This is a genomic window from Nocardioides sp. (assembly GCF_035503875.1).
Taxonomy (GTDB): Bacteria; Actinomycetota; Actinomycetes; order Propionibacteriales; family Nocardioidaceae; genus Nocardioides.
Map to the genome: position 1 here is coordinate 1 of NZ_DATJTA010000050.1, position 22,770 is coordinate 22,770.

Below are 22,770 nucleotides of genomic sequence, written 5' to 3' on the forward strand. Positions count from 1 at the left end.
GTCGACCAGGAACGGCATGTCGTCGGTGACGATGTCGATGACGTCAGAGGCGGGGTCGACCGCGGCGCTACCGCCCGGCCGGGCCCGGACCAGGGCCCGGCCCTGCGGCCGCGTCGCGGCCAGCCCGGCCTGCTCGCGGGCCACCGCGGCCAGCCGGACCGGGCCGGCCGCGGCCAGGTCATCGTCGGCCACGTGCCGGTAGTAGGCCCGCACGTAGGCCTGCACGTCGCCGACGCCGGGCAGGTCCCCGATGACCTGGCCCGCCTCGCCGAGCAGTTTCTCCCTGGCCTCGCCAGTCTCCGACATCCCTCACTCCTCTGAATGCACTTCGTGCCGGGGGGTTCCGGGGGGTTGGTCCCCCGCTCCAGCACGGCGGCGCCGTTGCCGCTAGTTACAGCCAGTCCCGCAGCTCCCATAGCAGCGGGTAGTACCTCATCGGAACACGTCTGTGCAGATATGGTGCGCCCGTTGAGCCGCCAGTCCCAGACTTCGTGCCGATTTGCCGCTCAACCATCTGCACGTGCCGGGCCCGCCACAAGGCGGCCAGCTCATCGTGGGTGAGCAGGTCCTCGGCCAGCTGCCACTCCTCGTCGTGGCCGTCGCGGTCACGGGCCACCAGCACCAGCGACTGCAAGATCTCCTGGTCGCTGGCCACCGGCAGGCCCCGCGAGGCCAGCAGCCCGACGTAGGCGTCCCACAGCGACGGCTCGGCCAGCCGCCGGTCCAGCCGCTCGCGCTCGGCGTCGGTCAGCGACCGGAACCGGGCCAGGAAGCCGGGGTCCTTGGCCCCCGACAGGAACTCCAGCTCCCGGAACTGGACCGACTGGAACCCGCTGGCCGGGGCCAGCGCGGCCCGGAACTCCAGGAAGTCCTGCGGGGTCATGGTCTCCAGCACGTCGATCTGGCTGACCAGCAGCCGCTCGACGACGTGAGCCCGCCGCAGCAGCTGCCGGGCCCGCCACAGCTCGCGCTTGAGCATGAGGTCGCGGACGGCCGTCAGCTCGTGCAGGAGCTGCTGGAACCACAGCTCGTAGGCCTGGTGGGTGGTGATGAACAGCAGCTCGTCGTGGGCCGGCGGGTCCGACTCGAGATGCTGGGCGTCGAGCAGCTGCGGCAGCCGCAGGTAGCTCCCATAGGTCAGCTGCGCTCCCTGCTCCCCGAAGGAGACGAACCTCTCGTCGCTCATGCGCAGACGGTAGACCCGCGTCGGTCATGATGTCCGGCATCAGGTTCCGACTCGGGGAGAAGAGACGATGAGCAGGCGCATCAAGCACGAGCTGACGTACGACGCCCCGCTGGCCGCGGTGGCCGCGATGCTGGTCGACCCCGTGTTCCGCGAGCAGGTCTGCGACCGCCAGCACGTGCTTCGCCGGCAGGTGAGCGTGACACCGTCCGGGTCCGGCACCGAGGTCGTCGTCGACCAGGTCCAGGCGGCCGAGGGCATCCCGTCGTTCGCGAAGAAGTTCGTCGGCGACGAGATCAACATCGTCCAGAAGGAGATCTGGACCGACGCCGAGCGCGCCGACGTCTTCGTCACCATCCCGGGCAAGCCCGGCGACATGCGGGGCACGATCCGGCTCGAGGAGCGGGACGGCCGCACGACCGAGACCGTCTCCCTCGAGATCAAGGTCGGTCTGCCGCTCGTCGGCGGCAAGATCGAGGGTCTGGTGGGCGACCTGCTGCTGAAGGCGCTGGCCAAGGAGAACGAGGTCGGGCGGGACTACCTCTCGCGCTGAGCCTCCGGGGCGTCGTGGCCCTCCGCCTCGGCGGCGCGGTCCTGCCGGCGGCGTACGGCGATCACGATCCCCAGCACGACGAAGGGACCGAAGGCGAGCGCGACCGTGAGGGCCTGCTCCACCGGGTGCAGCGCCCCGAGGTGCATCGGGATGGTCGTCATCGTCCTCAGTCCATGTACGGGTAGCGGTAGTCGGTCGGCGGCACGAAGGTCTCCTTGATCGACCGCGGGGAGGTCCAGCGCAGCAGGTTGACCGCGGCGCCGGCCTTGTCGTTGGTCCCCGACGCGCGGCCGCCGCCGAACGGCTGCTGGCCGACGACAGCGCCGGTCGGCTTGTCGTTGACGTAGAAGTTGCCCGCGGCGAAGCGCAGCTCCTCGCTCGCCCAGGTGATCGCCGCGCGGTCGCGCGCGACGACCGCGCCGGTGAGGGCGTACGGCGCCGCTCCCTCCAGCTGCCGGGTGACCTTCTCGAAGTCCCCGTCGTCGTAGACGTGCACGGCGAGGATCGGGCCGAAGTACTCGGTGGAGAACATCTCGTCGGTGGGGTCGCCGCCCTCGACGACGGTCGGGCGGACGAACCAGCCGACCGAGTCGTCGGTCTGCCCGCCGACCAGCACGTCGAGCCCGTCGGTGCCGCGGGCGCGGGCGATCGCCTTCTCGTGCTTGGCGAACGCGCGCTCGTCGATGACCGCGCCCATGAAGTTCGACAGGTCGGTCACGTCCCCCATCGCGATCGCCTCGACCTCGGCGAGGAAGTCGTCCTTCAGCCGGTTCCACACCGAGCGGGCGACGTACGCGCGCGACGCGGCCGAGCACTTCTGGCCCTGGAACTCGAACGCCCCGCGGATCATGGCGGTGCGCACGACGTCCGGGTCGGCCGACGGGTGGGCGAGGATGAAGTCCTTGCCGCCGGTCTCGCCCACGATGCGGGGGTAGGAGCGGTACGACGCGATGCTCTCGCCGACGGCGCGCCACAGGTGCTGGAAGGTCGGGGTGGAGCCGGTGAAGTGGATGCCGGCCAGGTCGGGCGAGGCGAGCGCGACCTCGGAGACCTCGATCCCGTCGCCGGGCAGCATGTTGATGACCCCCGGCGGCAGCCCGGCCTCCTCGAGCAGCTCCATGGTCAGCGACGCGGCGAGCTGCTGGGTCGGCGAGGGCTTCCAGAGGACCGTGTTGCCCATCAGCGCCGGCGCGGTCGGCAGGTTGCCGGCGATCGCGGTGAAGTTGAACGGCGTGATCGCGTAGACGAAGCCCTCGAGCGGGCGGTGGTCGGTGCGGTTCCAGATGCCCGGGTTGTTCGCGATCGGCTGGTCGGCGAGGATCTGCCGCGCGTAGTGGACGTTGAAGCGCCAGAAGTCGATCAGCTCGCACGCGGAGTCGATCTCGGCCTGGAAGGCCGTCTTGGACTGACCGAGCATGGTGGCGGCGTTCAGCCGCTGGCGCCACGGGCCGGCCAGCAGGTCCGCGGCCCGGAGGATCACGGCCGCGCGCTCGTCGAACGGCAGCGCCCGCCAGCCGGCCGCGGCGTCGGAGGCGGCCTGCACCGCGGCCCGCGCGTCGTCCTGCGTCGAGGCCTGGAACGTGCCGAGCACGTGCTGGTGGTCGTGCGGTTGCACGACCCGGGTCTCGACGCCGCCGCCCTCCTGCCAGCTCCCACCGACGTAGCCCGCCAGGGCGCGGGGGGACGACTCGAGCCGCTCGATCTCGACCAGCAGGGCCGCCCGTTCGGGGCTGCCCGGGGCGTAGGTCAGGTTCGGCTCGTTGATGGGAGCCGGTGGAGACGTGATGGCATCCATGTCGCGACTCTCTCACCGGAGGTCGGGCACCTCAAACAGCACCCGCACCCCGCGCTCAACCGAAGGCCGAGCCGTCCAGCAGCTGCGGGATCTCCTGGGTCGCGAACCAGGCGAGGTCGTCGTCGGGGTGCGCGCCCTCCTCGGGGTCCGCGTGCACGGCCACGACGTCGCGCAGCGGCACCGGCCCGTCGGGGTCGGCGACCTCCGCGACGACCACGATCCGGCGCCCGGAGCCGTCGAGCAGCTCCGCCGCCGCGGCGCCCGCGGCGACCAGCGCGGCGTACTCGCCCTCCTCGGTCTCGTCGGGCGCGACGAACCGCTCCTCGGTCGCCGGCACCTCGCCGGCGGCGGCGTACGCCGCGAGGCCGCTCAAGGTGGTGGGGACGTAGATCCGTTGACTCATGGCTTCACCGCCGGTTGCTGGGGGTTGCTCTTCTTCCGGCGTCCGCGTGGCACCCGCGGCCGGGCGCCGGTGACGGTGTCGAGGAGCTCGTCGAGCGCCTCGCGCAGGCACTGCTCCAGTACGTCGATGTCCGGCACCAGGTCTCGGTCGGCGGTCAGACCGTAGGTGACCTGCCCGTCGTACGACGTCACGCCGATCGCCAGCGCGTGGCCGGGCAGCAGCGGCGGCACCGGGTAGGTGGCGAGCATCCGGGCGCCGGCGGCGTACAGCGGCGACTGCGGCCCGGGCACGTTGGTGACGCTCAGCTGGAAGCCGCGCCCGCGCTCGGCCGCGGCGACGCGCGAGCCGATGGCGTGGAAGGTCGACGGCGCGAACCCGGCGATGCCGGCGAGCCGGTTGGCCGCGACCCCGCGGCCGGTCTCCTGGTGGACCTTGAAGGAGTACGACACCTGGTGCAGGCGGACGACCGGGCTGGCCTCGCCGATCGGGAGCTCGACCAGGTGCGCGGCGATCTGGCTGCCGAGCGCCGTCGCCTCCAGCTCCGCGTCGATCACCGAGACCGGGACGACGGCGCGGATCTGGCGCAGCCCGCCGAGCGAGCCGGAGCGGGTCATCAGCCAAGCGCGCAGCGCGCCGGCCACCGTGGCCAGGATGACGTCGTTGACGGTGCCGCCGTGGACGTCGCGGATCCGTCGGTAGTCCTGCAGGTCGGTCCAGACCGCGCCGATCCGCCGCTGCTGGGAGAGCTCTCCCGCGAAGGGACCTTCCCGCTCGGGACGACGGCCGGCGAGCCCGTTCACGATCCTGCCGGCCCGCTGGGCGGTGCCGTCGAGTCCGCGCAGCACCGCGCTGGCGGTGCTGCGCGCGGTGTCGAGGCCGGTGGTCGCGTCGCCGAGGGTGTCGCGCAGGGCGTCCGCGACCAGCCCCGTCGGGGTCGGGCGGCGGCGCGGCTCCCAGGCGTCCCCGCCGAGCTCCTTCCGCTCGGGCGTCAGATCGAGCAGCACCTGGGCCAGGTCGACGGTGTCGACGCCGTCGACGAGCACCTGGTGCGCCTTGTAGAGCAGCGCCACCCGGCCGTCGCCGAGCCCCTCGACGAAGTAGACCTCCCACAGCGGCCGGCCGCGGTCGAGGGGACGCGAGACGATCCGGGCGACCAGCTCCTGGAGCTGGCCGAGCGTGCCGGGGCGCGGCAGCGCGGAGCGTCGTACGTGGTAGCCGATGTCGAAGTGCTCGTCGTCGACCCAGACCGGGTTCGCGACCCTCCCGGGCACCGACTGCAGCCGCTGGCGGTAGCGCGGCACGAACGAGATCCGGTCGGAGATCAGTGCCACGAGACAGTCGTGGTCGAAGCCCGACTCCCCCGGGTCGAAGATCTCGACCGTCGCGTTGTGCATCGGCGTGGTGGTCGACTCCTCGGCGAGGAGAGCGAGGTCCCGTGGCCGCAGCCGCTCGCCCATCTGCCCCCGCCTCTCCCTCGCGCGTATCCGGGCCTGTGGGACCCGGACTTGCTCTGCATGGGATTCTGACAGACGTGCCCGTGCGAAGACGGGCACGTCTGCTGTCCGAGTGGTGCCGAACGAGATGAAGGTGGATCCGATGCGTCGACTGATCGCGAGTGTCGCGGTCGTTGCGAGCACGCTGGCCCTGACCAGCGCCTGCGGTGACGAGGAAGAGCCGCCCGCCGGCAACGGCGAGCCGGTCTCCATCGAGATCACCTTCGAGGGCGACACGGTGACCCCCCGCAGCGCCGAGGAGACCATCGCGCAGGGCACCGACGTCGAGCTCGTGGTCGAGGCCGACAAGCCGGGCGAGCTGCACGTGCACTCCTCCCCCGAGATGTCGCTGAAGTACGGCGCCGGGACCACGACGATCCCGGTCAAGCTCTCCAACCAGGCCCCCGGAGTGGTCGACATCGAGTCGCACGACCTCGACGTGGTCGTGATCCGCCTCGAGATCCGCTGAGGTGCGCCCCGACGGCTCCACGCTCGCCCACGGCATCGGGGGTGCGCAGGATCTTCCCATCTCGCCCGAGCTCGCGATCGCGGGCGCGGTCGCGGCCCTGACGGTCTCCTTCACCGTCCTCGCGCTCGCCTGGCGCACCCCTCGGTACGCCGATTCCGGCGGCGGCCGGCCCGCCCCGGCCTGGCTCGACACCCTGGCCTCGCATCCGGCGTTCCGGATCGGCCTGCGCGTGCTCGGGATGGTGCTGTTCCTCTACACCGCGATGGTGGCCGTGCTGGGGCCCGACCGGGTGACCAACCCGTTCTTCGGGATCTTCTACGTCTGGTGGTGGGTCGGGCTCGTCCCGTTCTCGCTCCTGTTCGGCCCGGTCTGGCGGGCGATCAGCCCCGTGCGCACCATCAACCTCGCGTTCGCGAAGGTCTCCGGCGGCGACCCCGACGTCGGGATCTTCCGCTACCCCGAGCGGCTCGGGCACTGGCCGGCCGCCGTCGGGCTGTTCGCGTTCGTGTGGCTGGAGCTGGTCTACCCCTACTCCACCGAGCTCGGTCCCGTCCGGCTGTGGTGCGCGGTGTACGTCGCCGTGATGCTGCTCGGCGGCGCGCTGTTCGGCAACACCTTCTACGAGCGCGCCGACCCGTTCGAGGTCTACTCCACCCTGGTCGCCAAGCTCTCGGTGTGGGCGACCGACGGGGGCCGGCTGGTCCTGCGCAGCCCGCTGGCGAACCTGGCCACCGTCGTACCCCGGCCGGGGCTGGTGGCGGTCACCGCGGTGCTGTTCGGCAGCACGGCCTTCGACTCGTTCCGCGACTCCACCACCTGGTTGCGGTTCCTGCAGGACCACGACTTCATCAATGCGAACGGAGCGGTGGCCTCGGACACCGCGGCCACGATCGCCAACAACGTCGCCCTGCTGGTCTTCTGCGTGGGCATCGGGCTCATCTTCGCGGCCGCGACGATGGCGACCGGGGTGGAGCACAGGACCGACCGGCGCACGCTGCCTAACCGGTTCGCGCACTCGATCGTGCCGATCATCGTCGGCTACATCGTGGCGCACTACCTGACGTACTTCGTCGAGGTCGGCCAGATGACGCTGATCCAGGCCAGCGACCCGTTCGCCGACGGCAGCAACTACCTGGGCACGGCCGACCTGCAGGTGAACTACTGGCTGTCGTACCACCCGACCCTGCTGGCCAACACCAAGGTCATCGCGGTCGTCATCGGTCACGTGCTGGGCGTGATCGCGGCCCACGACCGGGCGGTCCAGATCCTCCCGGCCCGCCACCAGCTGACCGGTCAGCTGCCGCTGCTGTTCGCGATGGTGGGCTTCACCGCCGGAGGCCTCTTCCTGCTCTTCGCCGCCTGAGCCGCGACACGGGCGCGCTCGCGGGTCCCGGCCCGACGAGCGCGTCGGCGACCGCGGCGACGGCGCGCACCACGGGCGCGTCGCCCTGGCCGACGAGCGTGCTGCCCGTGACCAGTGCCCGGTCGACCGTGGGGCGGTCGTCCGGCACGAAGTGCAGTCCGGCGTGGCGGGCGAACCCGGCCACCATCCCGGCGACGTCGCGCTCCGACCAGCCGAGCGAGGGGCGCATCCGGTTGACGACGACCCGCACGGGAGTGCCGGGGAGACGCTCGCGCAGGTCGACCAGGCCGCGGGCCAGCCGGGAGAGACCGACCGGGTCGGCGGCGCCGACGACCACCACCTCGTCGGCCGCGTCGAGCGCCTCCAGCGTCAGCTGGTGACGACTCGGCCGCGCGCCCAGGTCGCCGCTGCGCTCGTCCTCCAGCCCCGGACCCGTGTCGACGACGACGTGTCCCTGCGCGCCGGCAAGTCCGAGCAGGTGCTCGACGACGCCGGGCCGGACCTCCACCCAGCGGTCCGGCCGGGGCAGCCCGGTCACGACGCTGAGGTGCCGGTCGAGCGCGCGCTGCGTCGAGGCGAGCCCCTCCTCCAGGCCCCCGGCGGCCGCCAGCCGGGCCGCGGCGAGCAGGCCGGAGACCTCGTCGAGGACGCCGAGCTGCTGGGCCACGCTCGCCGACACGGGATCGGCGTCGACCAACGTCGTCCGCAGCCCCCGCCGGGCGAGCTCGGCCGCCAGCCCGGTCGCGATGGTCGTGCGGCCCGGCGCTCCGGGCGGTCCCCAGACGACCAGCACCCGGCCGGGCGTGGGCGCTGCGTCGTACGGCGGCGGCCCGCTCGGGTCGGCGGGCTCGGCGTCCGGCTCCGCGTCGCCCTCGGTGTCGGGCTCCGGCACGGGCCGAGCCGCCGACGCGACCGCCCGCCCCAGGGCGTCCAGGTCGGTCTCGGCCAGCACGGTCCGGACCCCGATCCGGGTCGCCCTCAGCCGGGCCGCGTCGTCCGGCACCCCGGACGGGACCACGGCCACCGGGGTCACCCCGTGCCGTACCAGGTGGTCGACGGCGGCCCGGTCGAGACCCGGGGCGTCCAGGGCCACCACGGCCACGTCGGACTGACCGGCCGACGCGGCGGCGAGCAGGTCGTCGACGTCGACGCACCGTTTGAGGACCACGATGCCGGCGGTGTCGTTGAGGCGCCCGAGGGCGACCGGCTCCCAGGCCGCACCGGCGGCGACCACGAGCACCACCGTCGTCACGATCAGCCCCGCCGTACGACGGTCAGCACAGGGTTCTCGACGGCCCCCGTAAGCTCGAAGTAGCGCTCGACGTCGTCCTCGCCGACCGCGAGCACCAGCTGGCGCCGGCCGCCGGCCGAGAAGCCGGACCCGGCCGAGGGCGCGTCCACGACGGTCGCGTCCTCGAGCAGCAGGCTGTCTCCGGGCACCGCGGCGCCCGGGCCGGCGGCGGGTGCGTTGAGGTGGACGCTGACGACCGACCCCGCAGCCACCGAGACCGGGACCAGCGCGGGGTCGACGGAGATCGGCAGCTCGACCCGCCCGTCCGCACCGGCGGCCGCGACCGCGCCCCGCGGGAGCAGCTCGCCGCCCCCGACGCCGCGGGTCAGCTGCAGGTCGCCGGGCAGCTCGTCCTCCACCGTGAAGTAGCCGCCCAGGGCGGCCTCGTCGGCGAAGCGCACCCGGTGCGGCACCAGGTCGGACTCGGCCAGCCGGTCCCCGGGGCCGACGTCGGCGGCCACCGCCCAGACCTGCACCGTGTCGTCCGCCGCGCCCAGGAGGCGGGCGCCGGCGACGACCGAGACGGCGACGATCGCGACGCCGGCCCAGAGCCGCGGGTCGCGCCAACCGGACGTCGTCGCACGCACCGCGGGCGCGGGCTGCGGTGCGGCGGGAACTCCCGAACTCCTCGACACGGGCGCCATCATGCCCACCCGATCGCTCCGGGACACCCCTCTCTCCACAGCCGCCCGGGTGGCTGCGACCGCGGCACCGGGGCAGGTGCGACGATGTGCCCATGGCCGCAGCACCCCGCTTCCTCACCCTCGCCGACGTGGCCGAGGTGCTCAACACCTCCAGCGCGCAGGTGTACGCGCTCGTGCGGCGCGGCGACCTGCCGGCGATCAAGATCGGCGGGCGCGGCCAGTGGCGGGTGGAGGGCTCGGTGCTCGAGGACTACATCCAGCGGATGTACGCCGAGACCGCCCAGTTCGTCGACCAGCACCCGTTCGTCGAGAGCGACCAGGAGCGGGCCCCGGACCAGGTCTGAGCCGAGGCTCCGGGGTCAGCCCACCTCGGAGTCGAGGGTGACCTCGACGCTCCGCTCGTCGCCACCCCGGAGGACGGTGAACTCCAGGGTCTCGCCCGGCTGGTGCGAGCGGATCGCCACGATCAGGGCGATGCCGTCGGTGACCCGCGCCCCCTCGACCGCGACGATCACGTCGCCCGCCCGCAGGCCGCTGTCGGCGGCCGGGGTGCCGTCGTTGACCTTGTCGATCTTCGCCCCGGAACCGTCGTCCTGACCGGTCTGCACCTGCGCGCCGATCACCGGGTAGCGGGCCTCACCGGTCCGGAGGATCTGGTCGGCGGTGATCCGCACCTGCTCCACGGGGATGGCGAAGCCGACGCCGATGTTGCCGGACTCGGTGCCGAAGCCGCCGCCTCCCGTGGTGGCGATGGCGGAGTTCACGCCGACGACCTGGCCACGCAGGTTGACCAGCGGCCCCCCGGAGTTGCCCGGGTTGATCGCGGCGTCGGTCTGCACGGCGTTGATGTACGACGACTCGCTGGCCGCGTCACCGGTGGACACCGGTCGCTGGAGCGCGCTGACGATGCCCGCGGTGACCGTGGAGCTCAGCCCGAGCGGCGAGCCGATGGCCACAACGCCCTCGCCGACCTGCAGCGAGCGCGAGGCGCCGAGCGCAGCCGGGGCGAGGCGCTCGGCGTCCTCGGAGTAGAGCACCGCGAGGTCGTAGACGGGGCTGCGGCCGACGACCGTGGCGTCGTACCGGTTGCCCTCGTGGTCGACGATGGCGATCTTGCCGTCGGACTTGGCGGCGTCGGCGACGACGTGGTTGTTCGTGACGACGTGGCCCTGCTTGTCCAGGACGAACCCGGACCCGGTGGCGCCGTTGGCCTGGCCGTCGTGCTCGGCCGAGACCTGCACGGTGCTGGGCAGCAGCTCCTGGGCGACCGCGGCGATCGAGCCGTCAGCCGCCGCCAGCGGAGGCGTCTCGACGATGTCGACGCCCGCCAGCCCGTCGCGGACCGAGCCCGGACCGTCGTTGGCGTTGAGCTCGTCGTGCGCGATCGAGCCGGCGACGCCGCCCGCCAGGCCCAGGACCAGGGCGAGCACCGCCACCACCGGCCAGGTCCAGCCGCTGACCCGTCCGCGGGTCGCCGCGTGCCGGGCCGGCGCCGGACCGGTCGGCATCGGCCGGGTGCCCGGGGGCGGGAAGCCGGGCCACTGGCCGGCCGGCGCGGGCGCGGGCGGAGGCTGGTGCGTCGGCGGCACCCAGGAGGCGGCCCCCGGCGGAGGGCCGACCGGAGGCGGCCCGCTCGGCGTGGCGCTGATGGGCTGGGTGGGCTCGCCGTCCGAGGGGAACCGCTGACCTGCGTCGTTCACGGGGCCATCATCACAGTCATCCGAAATCCGCGTCGGCTCCGCCGACCCTCGACCCCGCCCATGCCCTAGGGGGTGGGCTGCGTCGGACGCCGTTGTGCCGGCGTGGGTGCCGGGGTCCCGGTGTTGGCGATCGAGGTGACCGGAGCCCGACGCTCCGGGTGCGGCACGTCGGCCGGGGCGGTGCCGAGCACGAGGACACCCATCACCGCGGCGCCGACCGCGCCGCCGCCGATCGCGGCCAGCGAGGCGGTACGCCGGGGACGCGGTGCGCCGCGCTCCCCCATCGCCAGGTAGTAGTCGCCCGGCGGCATGCCCATCGAGGAGTGGCCGGAGGCGTCGAGCGGGGAGGGACGGCAGCGTGCCGCGCCGAGCAGCGAGCCCTTCAGCCCGTCGGGTGCGCAGTCGTCGCCGAAGGAGAGACCGGCCAGCCGGGTCTTGACCCAGCCCTCGCGCTCGACGAGGTCGCGGCACAGGTGGCACTGGTGGACGTGCGCCCAGGCCCGCTCGGTCTCCTCACCGGAGAGCTGGCCGTCGAGCAGCGCGCTGGCCCGGGACCCGAGGTGGCCGATCATGCGCGCTCCGGGAGCACGATGGGGCCGGTGGCGGGCCCGGAGTAGCGGGCGCGGCCGACACCCGGGGCGCGGTGCGCGAGCGCGGCGCGGAGCATGGCGCGACCGCGGTGGATGCGGGAGCGCACGGTGCCGAGCTTGGCGCCGAGGATGCCCGCGATCTCCTCGTAGGAGAGGCCCTCCACGTCGCACAGCACGACCGCCGCACGGAAGTCGGGCGGCAGGGTGGACAGGGCGCGCTCGACGTCGTCGTCGAAGCGCTGGTCGGCGTACGCCGCCTCGGGGGCGGGCGAGTTGCTCGTGAGGCGGTCGGCGCGCTCGTCGGAGAGGGCGTCGAAGCGGATCCGCTGCTTGCGGCGCGCCTGGTCGAGGAAGAGGTTGGTGGTGATCCGGTGCAGCCAGCCCTCGAACGTGCCGGGGGTGTAGGTCGACAGCGACCGGAACACGCGGACGAAGACCTCCTGGGTGAGGTCCTCGGCGTCGTGGCGGTTGCCGGTCAGCCGGTAGGCGAGCCGGTAGACGCGATCGGAGTGCTTCTCGACGATCTCGTCCCAGGTGGGGACCTCCGAGCTCGGCTGAGCACCTGCTGGCTGAGCGTCCACGGGGACCCCTTTCGACCTGAACAACGTCCCTTCCCTCCGCACGCTAGGCCCCCTTGCTGAAAGAACCCTGTGATCGGGTCGTATCCCTGCCAACGACCGACTCCCCCCGGGTGTTCCCGGGGCGGCGTACGCGCTCGTGCGGAGGGGGTCGCGATACCTTGGCCCGGTGACGACGCCGATCAACGCCGCGAGCTGGTCCTACTCCGAGGCCTACGTCGCCGAGGACGACGTGCTCGCCTCGGCCCGCGCCCGCGCCGAGGAGGTGGGCGTGGTCGCCATCGGGTCCGGCGCCGGCGCCGCCCTGCGCTTCCTGGCCTCGGTCCTCGACGCCCGTGCCGTCGTCGAGGTCGGCACCGGCACCGGCGTCTCGGGGCTCTGGCTGCTGCGCGGCATGCGCGCCGACGGTGTCCTGACCACCGTCGACATCGAGGCCGAGCACCAGCGCCTCGCGCGCCAGTCCTTCACCGAGGCCGACATCCCCAGCCAGCGTGCCCGCACCATCTCCGGAGCGGCGCTCGACGTGCTCCCGCGGCTCACCGACGGCCACTACGACATCGTGTTCTGCGACGGCGACAAGCGCGAGTACTCCGCCTACCTGCAGGAGGCCCTGCGCCTGCTCCGCCCCGGCGGCGTGGTGGCCTTCGACAACGCCCTGTGGCACGACCGGGTCGCCGACCCCGCGCGCCGCGACGAGGAGACCGTCGCGATCCGCGAGCTGGGCCGCGAGGTCGCCGCCCACGACGAGCTGGTACCGGTGCTGCTGCCGGTCGGCGACGGCCTGCTCCTCGCGAAGAAGGAGTGGAACCCCGAGCGCTCCTAGCCTCGGGGGCTCACCCGGCGCGGCCACCAGAACCGGTCCCCCAGCCGGACCGCCAACGCGGGGACGAGCACCGTGCGCACCAGCAGGGTGTCGAGCAGGACGCCGATGCAGATGACGGTGCCGATCTGGGCCAGCACGACCAGCGGGAGCACACCGAGCACCGCGAACACCGCGGCGAGCAGGATCCCCGCGCTCGTGATCACCCCGCCCGTCGCGGTCAGCGCTCGGAGCATCCCCTCGCGCGACCCGTGCGTGCGCGCCTCCTCGCGGGCCCGGGTGACCAGGAAGATGTTGTAGTCGACGCCGAGCGCCACCAGGAAGAGGAACGCGAACAGCGGCGTGCTGTTGTCCAGCGCCTCGAAGCCCAGGACCCGCGTGAACAGCCACCAGGACGCGCCGAGGCTCGCGACGTACGTCGCCAGCACGGTCACCACCAGGAGCACCGGCGCCACGACCGCGCGAAGGAGCAGGAGCAGCGCCCCCAGCACCAGGGCCAGCAGGAGCGGCAGGATCAGCATCCGGTCCCGCTGGGCGCCCTCCTCCTCGTCGATGGCCTCGGCCTCGGCGCCGAGCACATGGGTCTCCTCCAGGTCGGCGAGCTCCTCGCGCAGCTGCAGCACCGTGTCGCGGGCCTCGGGCGATCCCGACTCCCCCTCGAGGACCACGTCGAGCTGGGTGATGCCGTTGCCCTCACCGGTGATGCGCGCGGAGCCGACGCCCTCGGTCGCCTCGACCTGCTCCAGCACCGTGTCGGCGTCGGCGGTCGTCACCACCCGCGCGGGGTCGGTGAGCCCGGCGGGGAACGACTCGGCCGCCCGCTCCGCAGCAGTGATCGCCTCGGGCTCGTCGAGGAACTGGTCCTCGCGGTCCAGGCCGGTGTCGATGCTCAGGGTGCCGATCGCCAGGACGGCCAGCAGCAGGAGGGAGCCGGTGATGAACGCGGTCGGCCGCCGGCTCACCTGGGCGCCCACCCGGTGCCAGAAGCCGGTGCCGTCGACGAGCGCCGTGTCGCCCTCGTGGGGCACCCGCGGCCAGAAGACCCAGCGGCCGAACAGCACCAGCGTCGCCGGCAGCACGACCAGCGCGAAGAACGCCGCCACCGTGACCCCGATGGCGCAGGCCAGTCCGAGGCCCCGGGTCGTCGGCGTGAGCGAGAGCAGCAGCGTGAGCACCGCGAGGACGACGGTCACGGCGCTCGCGAGCACGGCCTCGGCGGTCCGGCGTACCGCCTTGGCCATGGCGGCGTGGGGGTCCGAGGTGGCGCGCAGCTCGTCGCGGTAGCGGGAGATCAGCAGCAGGGAGTAGTCCGTCCCCGCCCCGAAGACCAGCACGGAGAGGATGCCGACCGTGGACTGGTCCCAGGCGACGCCGAGCACGGCCATCGCCTGGGTCGAGAGGACGGCCGCCAGGCGGTCCGCGACGGCCACGACCACCAGGGGCACCACCCAGAGGATGGGACTGCGGTAGGTGATCACCAGGAGCAGGGCGACGATCACCACGGTCGAGAGCAGCAGCCGGACGTCCGCGCCCTGGAAGACGGCGGAGAGGTCCGCCTGGATCGCGGCCGGCCCGGTGACCTGCCCGGTGACGCCGTCGGGCAGGGACTCGTCGAGCGTGTCGCGCAGCTCCTCGACCGCGTCGGAGGAGTCGTTGCCCTCCGCGGTCTGCACCGGCTGTACGGCGATGGCCGCCGTACCGTCCTCGGAGACCGTGAACTCGGCCTTCACCTCGAGCCCCTCGAGCACCGCGGGGTCGAGACGGCCCTCGTCGGCGGTGACCAGGATGATCGCGGCCGAGGTGTCGGACTCGGGCAGCTGCTCGCGCAGCTCGGTGCCGAGCGTGCTGTCCAGGCCCTCGGGCAGGTTGTCGAGAGCACTCTGCTCGCGCTCGCCCTCGCCCAGCAGCCCGAGCACCGCGACGGCGAGGAGGAGCGGCACCAGGGCGACGAACCACGCCGTACGACGGCGGGTGATGCGGGTGGCCCAGTCCTGCACGAGACTCTCCTGGAAGATGGGGGCGACGAGCGTCCGCTCATCGCGTGAGTAGCTAAGTGGGTGAACTAGAAGTGAGCGAACGACCCCAGGTATCCACTGCGGTCCTCTTACGCACGCTCATCGAGGCCGCGACCCGTGTCCGGCACCTGATCGCCCGTCGGGCCGGCCTGGGCGAGAGCGAGCTGGTCGCCCTCGAGCACCTGGCCGAGAACGCCGTCGGCCCCGCCGAGCTGGCGCGTCGGCTCACGGTGACCACCGCGGCGACCACGGGGATCGTCGACCGGCTGGCCGCGCGCGGCCACGTCGAGCGGCGTCCGCACGCCCACGACCGTCGGCGCACGGAGGTGCACCTGACCGACTCCGGCCGCGCCGAGGTGGTGGGTCACCTGATGCCGATGTTCCTGGCCCTGCGTCAGCTCGAGACCGAGTTCACCCCCGAGGAGCTCGAGGTCGTGCACCGCTACCTGCGCGGTGCCACGAGCGCGGTGGAGCAGGCGCTCGACGAGGATCCGGCCGGCTGACCCCTCAGAAGCGGGGCGCCGCCAGGAAACCGTCCCAGCCCTCGGCGATCGCGACCACGTCGAACGCCTCGATCAGCACGGGCGGGCTGCCGACCATCCGCGACCCCGGCACGTCGGCGGCTCCGGCGCGGAACTCCTCCTCGAACGCGGCCCGCGCCTCGTCGGTGGCGAAGACGTAGGTGCCCTCGAACCACTCGCCCCGGCGTACCCGCCAGGTCTTGAAGCGGAGCCCCGACATCCCGGTGAAGCGGGCGTGGGACGTGCCGGCGACGAAGTCGGCGAGGTCCTGCTCGACGCCTTCGGGGGCGTCGGCGAGCGACCAGCGGATGGCGAGTCCGAGCACGTCAGATCCCCTCCAGCGGCTCCGGGCCACTCAGCCAGGCGAGCAGCGCTCGCGCGCCGAAGCCCGTCGGCCCGGTCGTCCACTCGAACCGCTCGTCGGGCGAGTCACCCACCGAGGCTACGTCGAGGTGCGCCCAGGGCACGTCGCCGACGAAGTGCTGGAGGAAGAGCGCCGCCGTGATCGCGCCGGGACCGCCGCCGGCGTTGTCGGCGTCGGCGACCTTCGAGGCGATCTTGTCCTCGTAGACCGCGGCCAGCGGGAAGCGCCACAGCGGCTCCCCCGCTGCGGCGCCCGCATCGGAGATCCGCTCGGCCAGGGTGTCGCGGTTGGCGAAGAACCCGCCGACCTGCTGGCCCAGCGCGACCTTCATCGCCCCCGTCAGGGTCGCGACGTCGACGACGACGGTGGGCTGGAGCGTGGCGACGGCGTACGCGAGGGCGTCGGCCAGCACGACCCGGCCCTCCGCGTCGGTGTTGGTGATCTCCGAGGTCCGCCCGCCCCAGTGCCGGACCACGTCTCCGGGACGCAGGGCGTTGCCGGAGACGGCGTTCTCGGCCATCGGCACCAGGCCGACCACCCGGACCGGGCAGTCGAGGTCGGCGAGCGCGGCCAGCACGGAGAGCACGACGGCGCCGCCGGTCATGTCGCGCTTCATGTTCGACATGGCCTCCCCCGGCTTGATCGAGAGGCCGCCGGTGTCGAACGTGATGCCCTTGCCGACCAGCACCACCGTCGGGGTGCGCTTGGTGACCCGGCGCGGGGTGTAGTCGAGGCGGACCAGGCGCGGCGGCGTCGCCGAGGCCTGGCCGACGCCGAGGATGCCGCCGAAGCCCTCCGCGGCGAGCCGCTTCTCGTCCCAGACGTCGTAGGTCAGGCCGGCCTCGTCGGCGATCAGGCGGGCCTGGTCGGCGAGCCAGGCCGGGTTCTTCAGGTTGGACGGCGCCGTCGCCAGCTGCCGGGCGCGCCAGCCGGCGCCGCCGAGCGCGAGAGCGCGACGCAATACGCCGAGGTCGCCGTCCGGTCGGCCCGCCAGCACGATCCGGGCGACCGGCACCCGCTCCGGCGGGGTCGAACGCCAGTGGAAGCGGAACGAGCCGAGCATCGCACCGACCACGAACGCCTCCAGGCCCGCGTCGTCGGCCACGGCGCTCAGCGACGTGGCCACCGAGCTCCGGTCGGCAGCCGCGCGCGCGAGCGCGGCACCCGCCCGGCGCAGGTCGTCGGGGCGCTGCGCACCGACACCGACGAGCAGCACCAGGCGGAGCCCGGCACCGTCGGGCCCGTCCGGGACCACCGGCAGCGAGGTGACCTCCCCCGCCTTGCCGGTGGCCCGCTCCTGCTCCAGCAGTGCGAGCAGGTCCACGTCGAGCTGATCGGCCAGCTGCTCGGCTCCGGGACCGAGCAGCGGGCCTCCCCCCTCACCGTCGGCGGGCAGCACCGGGAGGGCCACCACCTCGACGCCTCGCACGGCGTGCGGAAGCACGTCGCTGAAGGCGAACTCCGGAGGTGAGACCTGAGCGGGGAGATCGAGACGTGCGGGAGAGGTCACCGACCTCAGCCCACGACGTCCTTGAGCGCGTTGCCAAGAGCACCGGCCTCGTCGGCGTTGAGCTCGACAACGAGGCGGCCACCACCTTCGAGGGGAACGCGCATCACGATGCCGCGTCCTTCCTTGGTGACCTCCAGCGGACCGTCACCCGTCCGCGGCTTCATTGCCGCCATCCGGCACCTCTTCCTTGTCCTGTCAGGGGCGCTCGGGGACCCCCAGGTCCCGTGAACGCCGTGTGCATCAGCCATTATCCCCTATGCGAGGGGTGGGCCGCGCCACAGTCCGGTGGATCCGGTGCGGCAGACTGCGGCCATGACCGATGCTCCCGTCCTCCTCGACATCTCAAACGGTGTCGCCACCATCACTTTGAACCGCCCCGACGCGATGAACAGCCTCGACGTCGCGACCAAGGTGCTGCTGCGCGAGACCGTGCAGCAGGTGGCCGACGACACCGCCGTCCGGTGCGTCGTGCTCACCGGCACCGGCCGCGCCTTCTGCACCGGGCAGGACCTCAAGGAGCACATCCAGCTGCTGCAGAACGGCGGCAGCGAGGCCCTGTTCCGCACCGTCGACGAGCACTACAACCCGATCGTCAGCGCGCTGGCCGGCATGGCCAAACCGGTCATCGCCGCCGTCAACGGCGTCGCGGCGGGCGCCGGCGCGAGCCTGGCCTTCGCCTGCGACCTGCGCCTCGTCGCCGACACCGCCGGCTTCAACCTCGCTTTCGCGAACGTCGCGCTCTCGTGCGACACCGGCGCCAGCTACCACCTCCCGATCCTGGTGGGCCGGGCCAAGGCCCTCGAGCTGCTGTACTTCCCCCGGACCGTCAAGGCCGACGAGGCGCTCGACCTCGGCCTCGCGACCCGGGTCGTGCCCGCCGACGAGCTCGCCGCCGAGGCCGCGTCGCTCGCCGCGCAGCTGGCCGCCGGCCCCACCGTCGCGCTCGGCTCGATCCGGCAGTCGGTCGCCTACTCGGCCGACCACACCTTCATTGAGGCGCTCGAGTTCGAGAGCTTGATGATGCAGAAGTCGGGCGCCACCGAGGACCACCAGCGCGCCGTCGCCGCCTTCATCGCCAAGGAGAAGCCGACCTTCGAGGGGCGGTAGCCACCTCAGCGGTTCGGCGACTCCTCGACGGTGCGGTAGCCGCGCCAGGCCCGGAAGACGCGGAGCACCCGCTCCGGCGCGACCTTGCGCATCGACCGGCGGCTGGGGCGGGCGCCGTACTCGACGGTGAGGGCGTCGCCGCGGAACCGGTCGTTGTACCAGCCGGTCATCGTGCCGTGGCAGACCCCGCCGCAGTCGAAGGTCTTGGCCGGCAGGCCGAGCACCTTCGCCACGCGGCGGGCGAAGCCGGCGTTCTTGGTGTCGGTGTCGACGCCGTCGAGCGGCTGGTGGAAGCTGAGGACGTGGTCGGGGCGCACCGTGCGCAGGAACCCCATCATCGCCTTGGTCTCGGGCTCCGAGGCCGGGCCGCGGCCGGACTCGTAGTTCCCGTCCAGGTCGGCCCAGCGGTAGGGGTAGTTGCGGTTCAGGTCGACGCCGCGGGCGCTCTTGCGGGTGCCCGCGGCGAGGCCGTCCGGGTTGTACGTCGGCACCACCCACAGGTCGAGGTCGCGGACCGGCTCCCCGTCGACGAGCTCCTGCAGGATCTGCCGCGTCGCGGGCTCGTTGCCGTGCATGGTCGAGATCAGCACGACCGTCGGAACCTTTTTGCCGCGCTTGCCGAGCCGGTAGGCGACGATCGGGCGCCCCTGGACCGAGTGCCCGATCACCCGCTTGCCGACGACCGTGGGCTCCGCGGCCGCCGCGACAGCTCCGGACGACGTGGCGGGTACGGCGGTCGCGGTCAACGCGAGCGAGAGCAGGACGAGCCCGAGGCGACGAGTCATCGGAGCATCACACCACCTGGGTGAGGTACGCCCAGGTGAACACGCCGACGCCGACGAGCATCCCGACGTGGGCCAGCACCGAGAGCCCCGGCCCCTGCGACCAGCCGTCGCTGCGCTCCTCGGCGGCGTGCCGGCCGCGGCTCGGCAGCCAGCGGACGAGGATCAGCAGCCCGGCGAGCGCGACCACCCACCACAGGCCGATCGCGGCGAGCCCGACGACGCTGCCGCCGAGCGTGCTGCTCTCGGGCGCCACGAGGAACGTCACCCAGACAACGAGCGCCAGGCCGCCGGCGCCGGTGTGCAGGTTCAGCAGCGACCGGCCGACCTCGAGCCGGCCGGCCTTCTGCGGACGGCCGAGCCGCACCCGGGTGAGGACGACGACCACGGCGGCGAGGCCGGTGAGCACGTAGACGATGACGGTCGCCGACACGGCGGGCAGGTCGGGAAACACGCGGGCAGTCTTCCCTACGCCCGCTCGGCGCCGCCATCGGCGGTGGGCGGCTCATCGGCCGGCGCACCGTCCAGCTGCTCGGCATCCGCCTGCTCGGCGTCCCGCCGCTCGCGCTCGGTCGCGAGCCGGTCCAGCAGCGCGTCGACCTCCTGCATGCGGTAGCCGCGGAACGCCAGCGGGAACCGGATCCGACGCAGGTCGTCGGCCGTCACCGGTCCGTCGGCGGGGACGGTCGCGTCGACGCGATCGTCGTACGCCTCGGACAGGGGCGCGCCCCGACCGGCGGCCACCACGGCCACGCCGCCCATCGCGAGGACCAGGAGGGCGGCGAAGAACCACATCACGACGCCGCCTCCTTGTCCCGCGCGGCGACCATCAGCGCGACCGCCTCGTCGACGTCGTCGGTCACCAGCAGCGCGTCGAGGTCGGACTGCGAGATCCGGCCGTCGGCCAGCACGGTGTCGCGCAGCCAGTCGATCAGGCCGCTCCAGTACGCCTTCCCGAGCAGCACGATCGGGAAGTGGGTGATCTTGCGGGTCTGCACCAGGGTCATCGCCTCGAACAGCTCGTCGAGGGTGCCGACGCCGCCGGGCAGCACGATGAAGCCCTGGGTGTACTTCACGAACATCGTCTTGCGGACGAAGAAGTAGCGGAAGTTGATGCCGACGTCGACCCACTCGTTGAGCCCGGCCTCGAAGGGCAGCTCGATGCCGAGCCCGACGCTGAGCCCGTCGGCCTCGCAGGCGCCCTTGTTGGCCGCCTCCATCGCACCCGGACCACCGCCGGTCACGACCGCGAAGCCCGCCTCGACGAGCTTGTGGCCCGCCTCCACGCCCGCGGCGTACGACGGGTGCGCGCGGTCGGTCCGCGCGGAGCCGAAGACCGCGATCGCCGGACCCAGCTCGGCGAGCGTGCCGAAGCCCTCGACGAACTCGGCCTGGATCCGCAGCACCCGCCATGGGTCGGCGTGCACCCAGTCGGACGGGCCGCGCGAGTCCAGCAGCCGCTGGTCGGTGGTCGTGAAGTCGACCTGGTCGCGCCGCTGCAGGACCGGCCCCTTGCGCTTGTCCCTCACCACGGGGTCACCGTCCTTCCAGCCAGGCCCGGAGGCGGGCCTCGCAACGCTCGATGTGCTCGACCGGCACGTGCTCCTCCTGCTTGTGCGCGAGCATCGGGTCGCCGGGGCCGTAGTTGACCGCGGGGATCCCGAGTCCGGTGAAGCGGGCGACGTCGGTCCAGCCGAACTTCGGGTTCACCTCGCCGCCGACCGCCTCCACGAACGCCTTGGCGGCCGGCCGGTCCAGGCCGGGCAGGGCTCCGGGGGCCGAGTCGGTGAGGCGGACGTCGTACCCCTCGAAGAACTCGCGGACGAACGTCTCGGCCTCGGCCTCGCTGCGGTCAGGCGCGAAGCGGAAGTTCACCTCGACCACGCACTCGTCGGGGATCACGTTGCCGGCGACCCCGCCGCTGATCCGGACCGCGTTGAGGCCCTCGTGGTACTCCAGCCCGTCGATCACCGGCCGTCGCGCCTCGTACGAGTTCAGCCGGGCCAGCACCTCGGCGACCCCGTGGATGGCGTTGACGCCGCGCCAGCTGCGCGCGGAGTGGGCGCGCTCCCCCGACGTCCGGACCTCGACCCGCAGGGTGCCCTGGCAGCCGGCCTCGACCGAGGCGTTGGAGGGCTCCATCAGGATCGCGAAGTCGGCGGCCATCAGGTCGGGGTCGCTCTCGGCGAGGTGGCGCAGCCCGTTGAACTCGGCCGCGATCTCCTCGCCGTCGTACAGGAGGAAGGTGACGTCGCGGACCGGCTCGGGGACGGTCGCCGCGAGCCGCAGGATGACGGCGTCGCCGCCCTTCATGTCGCAGGTGCCGAGACCGTGCAGGATCCCGCCCTCGAGCCGGCTCGGCAGGTTGTCGTTGACCGGGACGGTGTCGAGGTGGCCCGCGATGACGACCCGCTCGCTGCGGCCGAGGTCGGTGCGGGCGACGACGGTGTTGCCGCGGCGCGTGACGCTGAGGTGCGACAGCGGTACGAGCGCCGCCTCGACCGCGTCGGCGATCTCCTGCTCGTCCTTGCTGACCGACTCGATGTCGACCAGCTGGCGGGTCAGGGTCACGGCGTCGGCGGAGAGGTCGAGCTGCATGACGCCTATCCAACCAGCCCGGTGAGCGGGCGCGGACCGGACGGCAGCGGGACCGCACTTCCACCGAAGTGGAACACGTTCTAGTGTTCCTCGCATGCGCAACGGCATCGTGCTCTTCACGTCCGACCGCGGCATCACGCCGGCCGCCCTCGCGAAGGCGGCCGAGGACCGCGGCTTCGACACGCTGTACGTGCCCGAGCACACCCACATCCCGGTCAAGCGCGAGGCGGCCCACCCCGGGACGGGCGACGAGTCGCTGCCCGACGACCGCTACCTGCGCACCCTCGACCCGTGGGTCTCGCTGGCCACCGCAGCCGCCGTGACCACGCGGATCGGCCTGTCCACCGCGGTCGCCCTGCCGGTCGAGTCGGACCCGATCACCCTGGCGAAGACCATCGCCACGCTCGACCACCTCTCGGGCGGCCGGGTCTCCCTCGGCGCCGGCTTCGGGTGGAACACCGACGAGCTCGCCGACCACCACGTGCCGGCCGGGAAGCGCCGTACCGTGCTGAAGGAGTACGTCGAGGCGATGCGCGCCCTGTGGACGCAGGACGAGGCGTCGTACGACGGGGAGTTCGTGTCGTTCGGGCCGTCCTGGGCCTTCCCCAAGCCGGTCCAGGCGCACATCCCGCTGATCATCGGCGCGGGCGGCGGCCCGAAGACCTTCCGGTGGATCGCCGAGCACGCCGACGGCTGGATGACCACCCCGACGCAGACCGACGTCAGCGGTCAGATCGACGCCCTCAAGAAGGCGTGGGCCGACGCCGGCCGCGACGGCATCCCGGACATCCGGGTGCTGATCGCCTTCAAGCCCGACCCCGCCGACCTCGCCGCCTGGGCCGAGGCCGGCGTCTCCGAGCTGATCTGGGGCGTCCCCGACAAGTCCGAGGACGAGGTCGTCGCCGCGCTCGACCGGCTCGCCGGGCGCCTGGGCCTGAGCTGATCCTGGGACGTCATGCGGAGGGAGCAACCGCCGGCTCCGTCCGGATGA

28 protein-coding genes are annotated in these 22,770 nt (G+C 73.0%); 8 read left to right on the forward strand and 20 right to left on the reverse strand.

Features of this window, described 5'->3' with window-relative positions:
* Together VMF51_RS11470 and VMF51_RS11475 are read right to left on the reverse strand one after the other, a co-directional pair.
* On the reverse strand, nt 1-306 hold a 306-nt coding region (locus VMF51_RS11470; protein WP_325474563.1), incomplete at its 3' end, for a hypothetical protein.
* A gap of 85 nt (nt 307-391) precedes the next feature.
* A complete protein-coding gene (locus VMF51_RS11475) occupies nt 392-1,186 on the reverse strand; it encodes a tryptophan 2,3-dioxygenase (protein WP_325474564.1) in 795 nt (264 codons plus the stop codon).
* A 67-nt stretch (nt 1,187-1,253) separates the two neighbouring features.
* Between VMF51_RS11475 and VMF51_RS11480 the strand changes: the two genes are divergently transcribed.
* Entirely contained in the window at nt 1,254-1,736 is a 483-nt protein-coding gene (locus VMF51_RS11480) for a DUF2505 domain-containing protein (protein WP_325474565.1), read from the forward strand.
* Here the strand turns inward: VMF51_RS11480 and VMF51_RS11485 are convergent.
* From VMF51_RS11485 to VMF51_RS11500, 4 genes are read right to left on the reverse strand one after another with little or no spacing between them, the layout of a single operon-like run.
* Nucleotides 1,721-1,897, reverse strand: a complete 177-nt coding sequence (locus VMF51_RS11485) for a hypothetical protein (protein WP_325474566.1) — start codon at nt 1,895-1,897, stop codon at nt 1,721-1,723. The two genes, VMF51_RS11480 and VMF51_RS11485, sit on opposite strands and share 16 nt — an antisense overlap.
* Nucleotides 1,898-1,902: 5 nt before the next feature.
* Nucleotides 1,903-3,531: an L-glutamate gamma-semialdehyde dehydrogenase gene (gene pruA, locus VMF51_RS11490; RefSeq protein ID WP_325474567.1), complete on the reverse strand. Its 1,629-nt coding sequence runs from the start codon at nt 3,529-3,531 to the stop codon at nt 1,903-1,905.
* 55 nt (nt 3,532-3,586) lie between these two features.
* Complete coding sequence (locus tag VMF51_RS11495; RefSeq protein WP_325474568.1) at nt 3,587-3,934, reverse strand: DUF6912 family protein; 348 nt, start codon at nt 3,932-3,934, stop codon at nt 3,587-3,589.
* Nucleotides 3,931-5,391, reverse strand: coding sequence for a wax ester/triacylglycerol synthase family O-acyltransferase (locus tag VMF51_RS11500; RefSeq protein ID WP_325474569.1), 1,461 nt, complete (start codon nt 5,389-5,391; stop codon nt 3,931-3,933). The genes VMF51_RS11495 and VMF51_RS11500 overlap by 4 nt, the downstream gene beginning before the upstream one ends.
* A 139-nt stretch (nt 5,392-5,530) precedes the next feature.
* Between VMF51_RS11500 and VMF51_RS11505 the strand changes: the two genes are divergently transcribed.
* Together VMF51_RS11505 and VMF51_RS11510 are read left to right on the forward strand one after the other, a co-directional pair.
* Complete coding sequence (locus tag VMF51_RS11505) at nt 5,531-5,896, forward strand: hypothetical protein (RefSeq protein WP_325474570.1); 366 nt, start codon at nt 5,531-5,533, stop codon at nt 5,894-5,896.
* 1 nt (nt 5,897) lies between these two features.
* Nucleotides 5,898-7,259, forward strand: coding sequence for a hypothetical protein (locus tag VMF51_RS11510; RefSeq protein WP_325474571.1), 1,362 nt, complete (start codon nt 5,898-5,900; stop codon nt 7,257-7,259).
* Here the strand turns inward: VMF51_RS11510 and VMF51_RS11515 are convergent.
* Together VMF51_RS11515 and VMF51_RS11520 are read right to left on the reverse strand one after the other, a co-directional pair.
* Nucleotides 7,222-8,511 (reverse strand): hypothetical protein, encoded by a 1,290-nt coding sequence (locus VMF51_RS11515; RefSeq protein ID WP_325474572.1) that lies wholly within the window; start codon nt 8,509-8,511, stop codon nt 7,222-7,224. The genes VMF51_RS11510 and VMF51_RS11515 overlap by 38 nt on opposite strands.
* Nucleotides 8,512-8,513: 2 nt before the next feature.
* Nucleotides 8,514-9,185, reverse strand: a complete 672-nt coding sequence (locus VMF51_RS11520) for a hypothetical protein (RefSeq protein ID WP_325474573.1) — start codon at nt 9,183-9,185, stop codon at nt 8,514-8,516.
* 101 nt (nt 9,186-9,286) lie between these two features.
* Here VMF51_RS11520 and VMF51_RS11525 point away from each other — a divergent pair, with 101 nt between their 5' ends.
* Nucleotides 9,287-9,538, forward strand: a complete 252-nt coding sequence (locus tag VMF51_RS11525) for a helix-turn-helix domain-containing protein (RefSeq protein WP_325474574.1) — start codon at nt 9,287-9,289, stop codon at nt 9,536-9,538.
* 15 nt (nt 9,539-9,553) lie between these two features.
* On the opposite strand, the gene VMF51_RS11530 is transcribed toward VMF51_RS11525, so the two are convergent.
* The 3 genes from VMF51_RS11530 to sigE all read right to left on the reverse strand — a co-directional run bounded on the left by VMF51_RS11530 (nt 9,554) and on the right by sigE (nt 12,065).
* Nucleotides 9,554-10,894 (reverse strand): S1C family serine protease, encoded by a 1,341-nt coding sequence (locus tag VMF51_RS11530; RefSeq protein ID WP_325474575.1) that lies wholly within the window; start codon nt 10,892-10,894, stop codon nt 9,554-9,556.
* A gap of 65 nt (nt 10,895-10,959) precedes the next feature.
* Nucleotides 10,960-11,466, reverse strand: coding sequence for a hypothetical protein (locus VMF51_RS11535; protein ID WP_325474576.1), 507 nt, complete (start codon nt 11,464-11,466; stop codon nt 10,960-10,962).
* On the reverse strand, nt 11,463-12,065 hold the full coding sequence (gene sigE / locus VMF51_RS11540) for an RNA polymerase sigma factor SigE (protein WP_325474577.1): 603 nt from the start codon (nt 12,063-12,065) through the stop codon (nt 11,463-11,465). The genes VMF51_RS11535 and sigE overlap by 4 nt, the downstream gene beginning before the upstream one ends.
* A 166-nt stretch (nt 12,066-12,231) precedes the next feature.
* Between sigE and VMF51_RS11545 the strand changes: the two genes are divergently transcribed.
* Nucleotides 12,232-12,885: an O-methyltransferase gene (locus tag VMF51_RS11545; protein WP_325474578.1), complete on the forward strand. Its 654-nt coding sequence runs from the start codon at nt 12,232-12,234 to the stop codon at nt 12,883-12,885.
* Here VMF51_RS11545 and VMF51_RS11550 read toward each other — a convergent pair.
* Complete coding sequence (locus tag VMF51_RS11550; RefSeq protein ID WP_325474579.1) at nt 12,882-14,879, reverse strand: MMPL family transporter; 1,998 nt, start codon at nt 14,877-14,879, stop codon at nt 12,882-12,884. The two genes, VMF51_RS11545 and VMF51_RS11550, sit on opposite strands and share 4 nt — an antisense overlap.
* A gap of 71 nt (nt 14,880-14,950) precedes the next feature.
* Here VMF51_RS11550 and VMF51_RS11555 point away from each other — a divergent pair, with 71 nt between their 5' ends.
* Nucleotides 14,951-15,400 (forward strand): MarR family winged helix-turn-helix transcriptional regulator, encoded by a 450-nt coding sequence (locus VMF51_RS11555; RefSeq protein ID WP_325474580.1) that lies wholly within the window; start codon nt 14,951-14,953, stop codon nt 15,398-15,400.
* Between the two features lie 4 nt (nt 15,401-15,404).
* Here VMF51_RS11555 and VMF51_RS11560 read toward each other — a convergent pair whose 3' ends face one another.
* From VMF51_RS11560 to VMF51_RS11570, 3 genes are read right to left on the reverse strand one after another with little or no spacing between them, the layout of a single operon-like run.
* Nucleotides 15,405-15,743, reverse strand: coding sequence for a hypothetical protein (locus VMF51_RS11560; RefSeq protein WP_325474581.1), 339 nt, complete (start codon nt 15,741-15,743; stop codon nt 15,405-15,407).
* Nucleotide 15,744: 1 nt separating this feature from the next.
* Nucleotides 15,745-17,292: a leucyl aminopeptidase family protein gene (locus VMF51_RS11565; RefSeq protein WP_325474582.1), complete on the reverse strand. Its 1,548-nt coding sequence runs from the start codon at nt 17,290-17,292 to the stop codon at nt 15,745-15,747.
* A gap of 5 nt (nt 17,293-17,297) precedes the next feature.
* Complete coding sequence (locus VMF51_RS11570; protein WP_182527156.1) at nt 17,298-17,465, reverse strand: DUF3117 domain-containing protein; 168 nt, start codon at nt 17,463-17,465, stop codon at nt 17,298-17,300.
* A gap of 139 nt (nt 17,466-17,604) precedes the next feature.
* On the opposite strand from VMF51_RS11570, the gene VMF51_RS11575 reads away from it, so the two are divergent.
* On the forward strand, nt 17,605-18,399 hold the full coding sequence (locus VMF51_RS11575) for an enoyl-CoA hydratase-related protein (RefSeq protein WP_325474583.1): 795 nt from the start codon (nt 17,605-17,607) through the stop codon (nt 18,397-18,399).
* A 5-nt stretch (nt 18,400-18,404) separates the two neighbouring features.
* Here VMF51_RS11575 and VMF51_RS11580 read toward each other — a convergent pair whose 3' ends face one another.
* From VMF51_RS11580 to dapE, 5 genes are read right to left on the reverse strand one after another with little or no spacing between them, the layout of a single operon-like run.
* Entirely contained in the window at nt 18,405-19,184 is a 780-nt protein-coding gene (locus VMF51_RS11580; protein ID WP_325474584.1) for a M14 family zinc carboxypeptidase, read from the reverse strand.
* A gap of 7 nt (nt 19,185-19,191) precedes the next feature.
* Entirely contained in the window at nt 19,192-19,635 is a 444-nt protein-coding gene (locus tag VMF51_RS11585; protein ID WP_325474585.1) for a hypothetical protein, read from the reverse strand.
* Between the two features lie 14 nt (nt 19,636-19,649).
* Nucleotides 19,650-19,976: a DivIVA domain-containing protein gene (locus VMF51_RS11590; RefSeq protein ID WP_325474680.1), complete on the reverse strand. Its 327-nt coding sequence runs from the start codon at nt 19,974-19,976 to the stop codon at nt 19,650-19,652.
* Nucleotides 19,976-20,713: a TIGR00730 family Rossman fold protein gene (locus VMF51_RS11595; protein WP_325474586.1), complete on the reverse strand. Its 738-nt coding sequence runs from the start codon at nt 20,711-20,713 to the stop codon at nt 19,976-19,978. The genes VMF51_RS11590 and VMF51_RS11595 overlap by 1 nt, the downstream gene beginning before the upstream one ends.
* A 4-nt stretch (nt 20,714-20,717) precedes the next feature.
* Entirely contained in the window at nt 20,718-21,779 is a 1,062-nt protein-coding gene (gene dapE, locus VMF51_RS11600) for a succinyl-diaminopimelate desuccinylase (RefSeq protein WP_325474587.1), read from the reverse strand.
* Between the two features lie 94 nt (nt 21,780-21,873).
* Between dapE and VMF51_RS11605 the strand changes: the two genes are divergently transcribed.
* Complete coding sequence (locus tag VMF51_RS11605) at nt 21,874-22,722, forward strand: LLM class F420-dependent oxidoreductase (protein ID WP_325474588.1); 849 nt, start codon at nt 21,874-21,876, stop codon at nt 22,720-22,722.
* Nucleotides 22,723-22,770 lie beyond the last annotated feature (48 nt).

What these genes read in the sequence shown, in the direction of transcription:
- VMF51_RS11475 (WP_325474564.1), bottom strand. Translation starts at nt 1,186, where the DNA reads ATGAGCGACGAGAGGTTCGTCTCCTTCGGGGAGCAGGGAGCGCAGCTG.
- VMF51_RS11480 (WP_325474565.1), top strand. Translation starts at nt 1,254, where the DNA reads ATGAGCAGGCGCATCAAGCACGAGCTGACGTACGACGCCCCGCTGGCC.
- VMF51_RS11485 (WP_325474566.1), bottom strand. Translation starts at nt 1,897, where the DNA reads ATGACGACCATCCCGATGCACCTCGGGGCGCTGCACCCGGTGGAGCAG.
- pruA (WP_325474567.1), bottom strand. Translation starts at nt 3,531, where the DNA reads ATGGATGCCATCACGTCTCCACCGGCTCCCATCAACGAGCCGAACCTG.
- VMF51_RS11495 (WP_325474568.1), bottom strand. Translation starts at nt 3,934, where the DNA reads ATGAGTCAACGGATCTACGTCCCCACCACCTTGAGCGGCCTCGCGGCG.
- VMF51_RS11500 (WP_325474569.1), bottom strand. Translation starts at nt 5,391, where the DNA reads ATGGGCGAGCGGCTGCGGCCACGGGACCTCGCTCTCCTCGCCGAGGAG.
- VMF51_RS11505 (WP_325474570.1), top strand. Translation starts at nt 5,531, where the DNA reads ATGCGTCGACTGATCGCGAGTGTCGCGGTCGTTGCGAGCACGCTGGCC.
- VMF51_RS11525 (WP_325474574.1), top strand. Translation starts at nt 9,287, where the DNA reads ATGGCCGCAGCACCCCGCTTCCTCACCCTCGCCGACGTGGCCGAGGTG.
- VMF51_RS11535 (WP_325474576.1), bottom strand. Translation starts at nt 11,466, where the DNA reads ATGATCGGCCACCTCGGGTCCCGGGCCAGCGCGCTGCTCGACGGCCAG.
- VMF51_RS11570 (WP_182527156.1), bottom strand. Translation starts at nt 17,465, where the DNA reads ATGGCGGCAATGAAGCCGCGGACGGGTGACGGTCCGCTGGAGGTCACC.
- VMF51_RS11575 (WP_325474583.1), top strand. Translation starts at nt 17,605, where the DNA reads ATGACCGATGCTCCCGTCCTCCTCGACATCTCAAACGGTGTCGCCACC.
- VMF51_RS11580 (WP_325474584.1), bottom strand. Translation starts at nt 19,184, where the DNA reads ATGACTCGTCGCCTCGGGCTCGTCCTGCTCTCGCTCGCGTTGACCGCG.
- VMF51_RS11590 (WP_325474680.1), bottom strand. Translation starts at nt 19,976, where the DNA reads ATGTGGTTCTTCGCCGCCCTCCTGGTCCTCGCGATGGGCGGCGTGGCC.
- dapE (WP_325474587.1), bottom strand. Translation starts at nt 21,779, where the DNA reads ATGCAGCTCGACCTCTCCGCCGACGCCGTGACCCTGACCCGCCAGCTG.
- VMF51_RS11605 (WP_325474588.1), top strand. Translation starts at nt 21,874, where the DNA reads ATGCGCAACGGCATCGTGCTCTTCACGTCCGACCGCGGCATCACGCCG.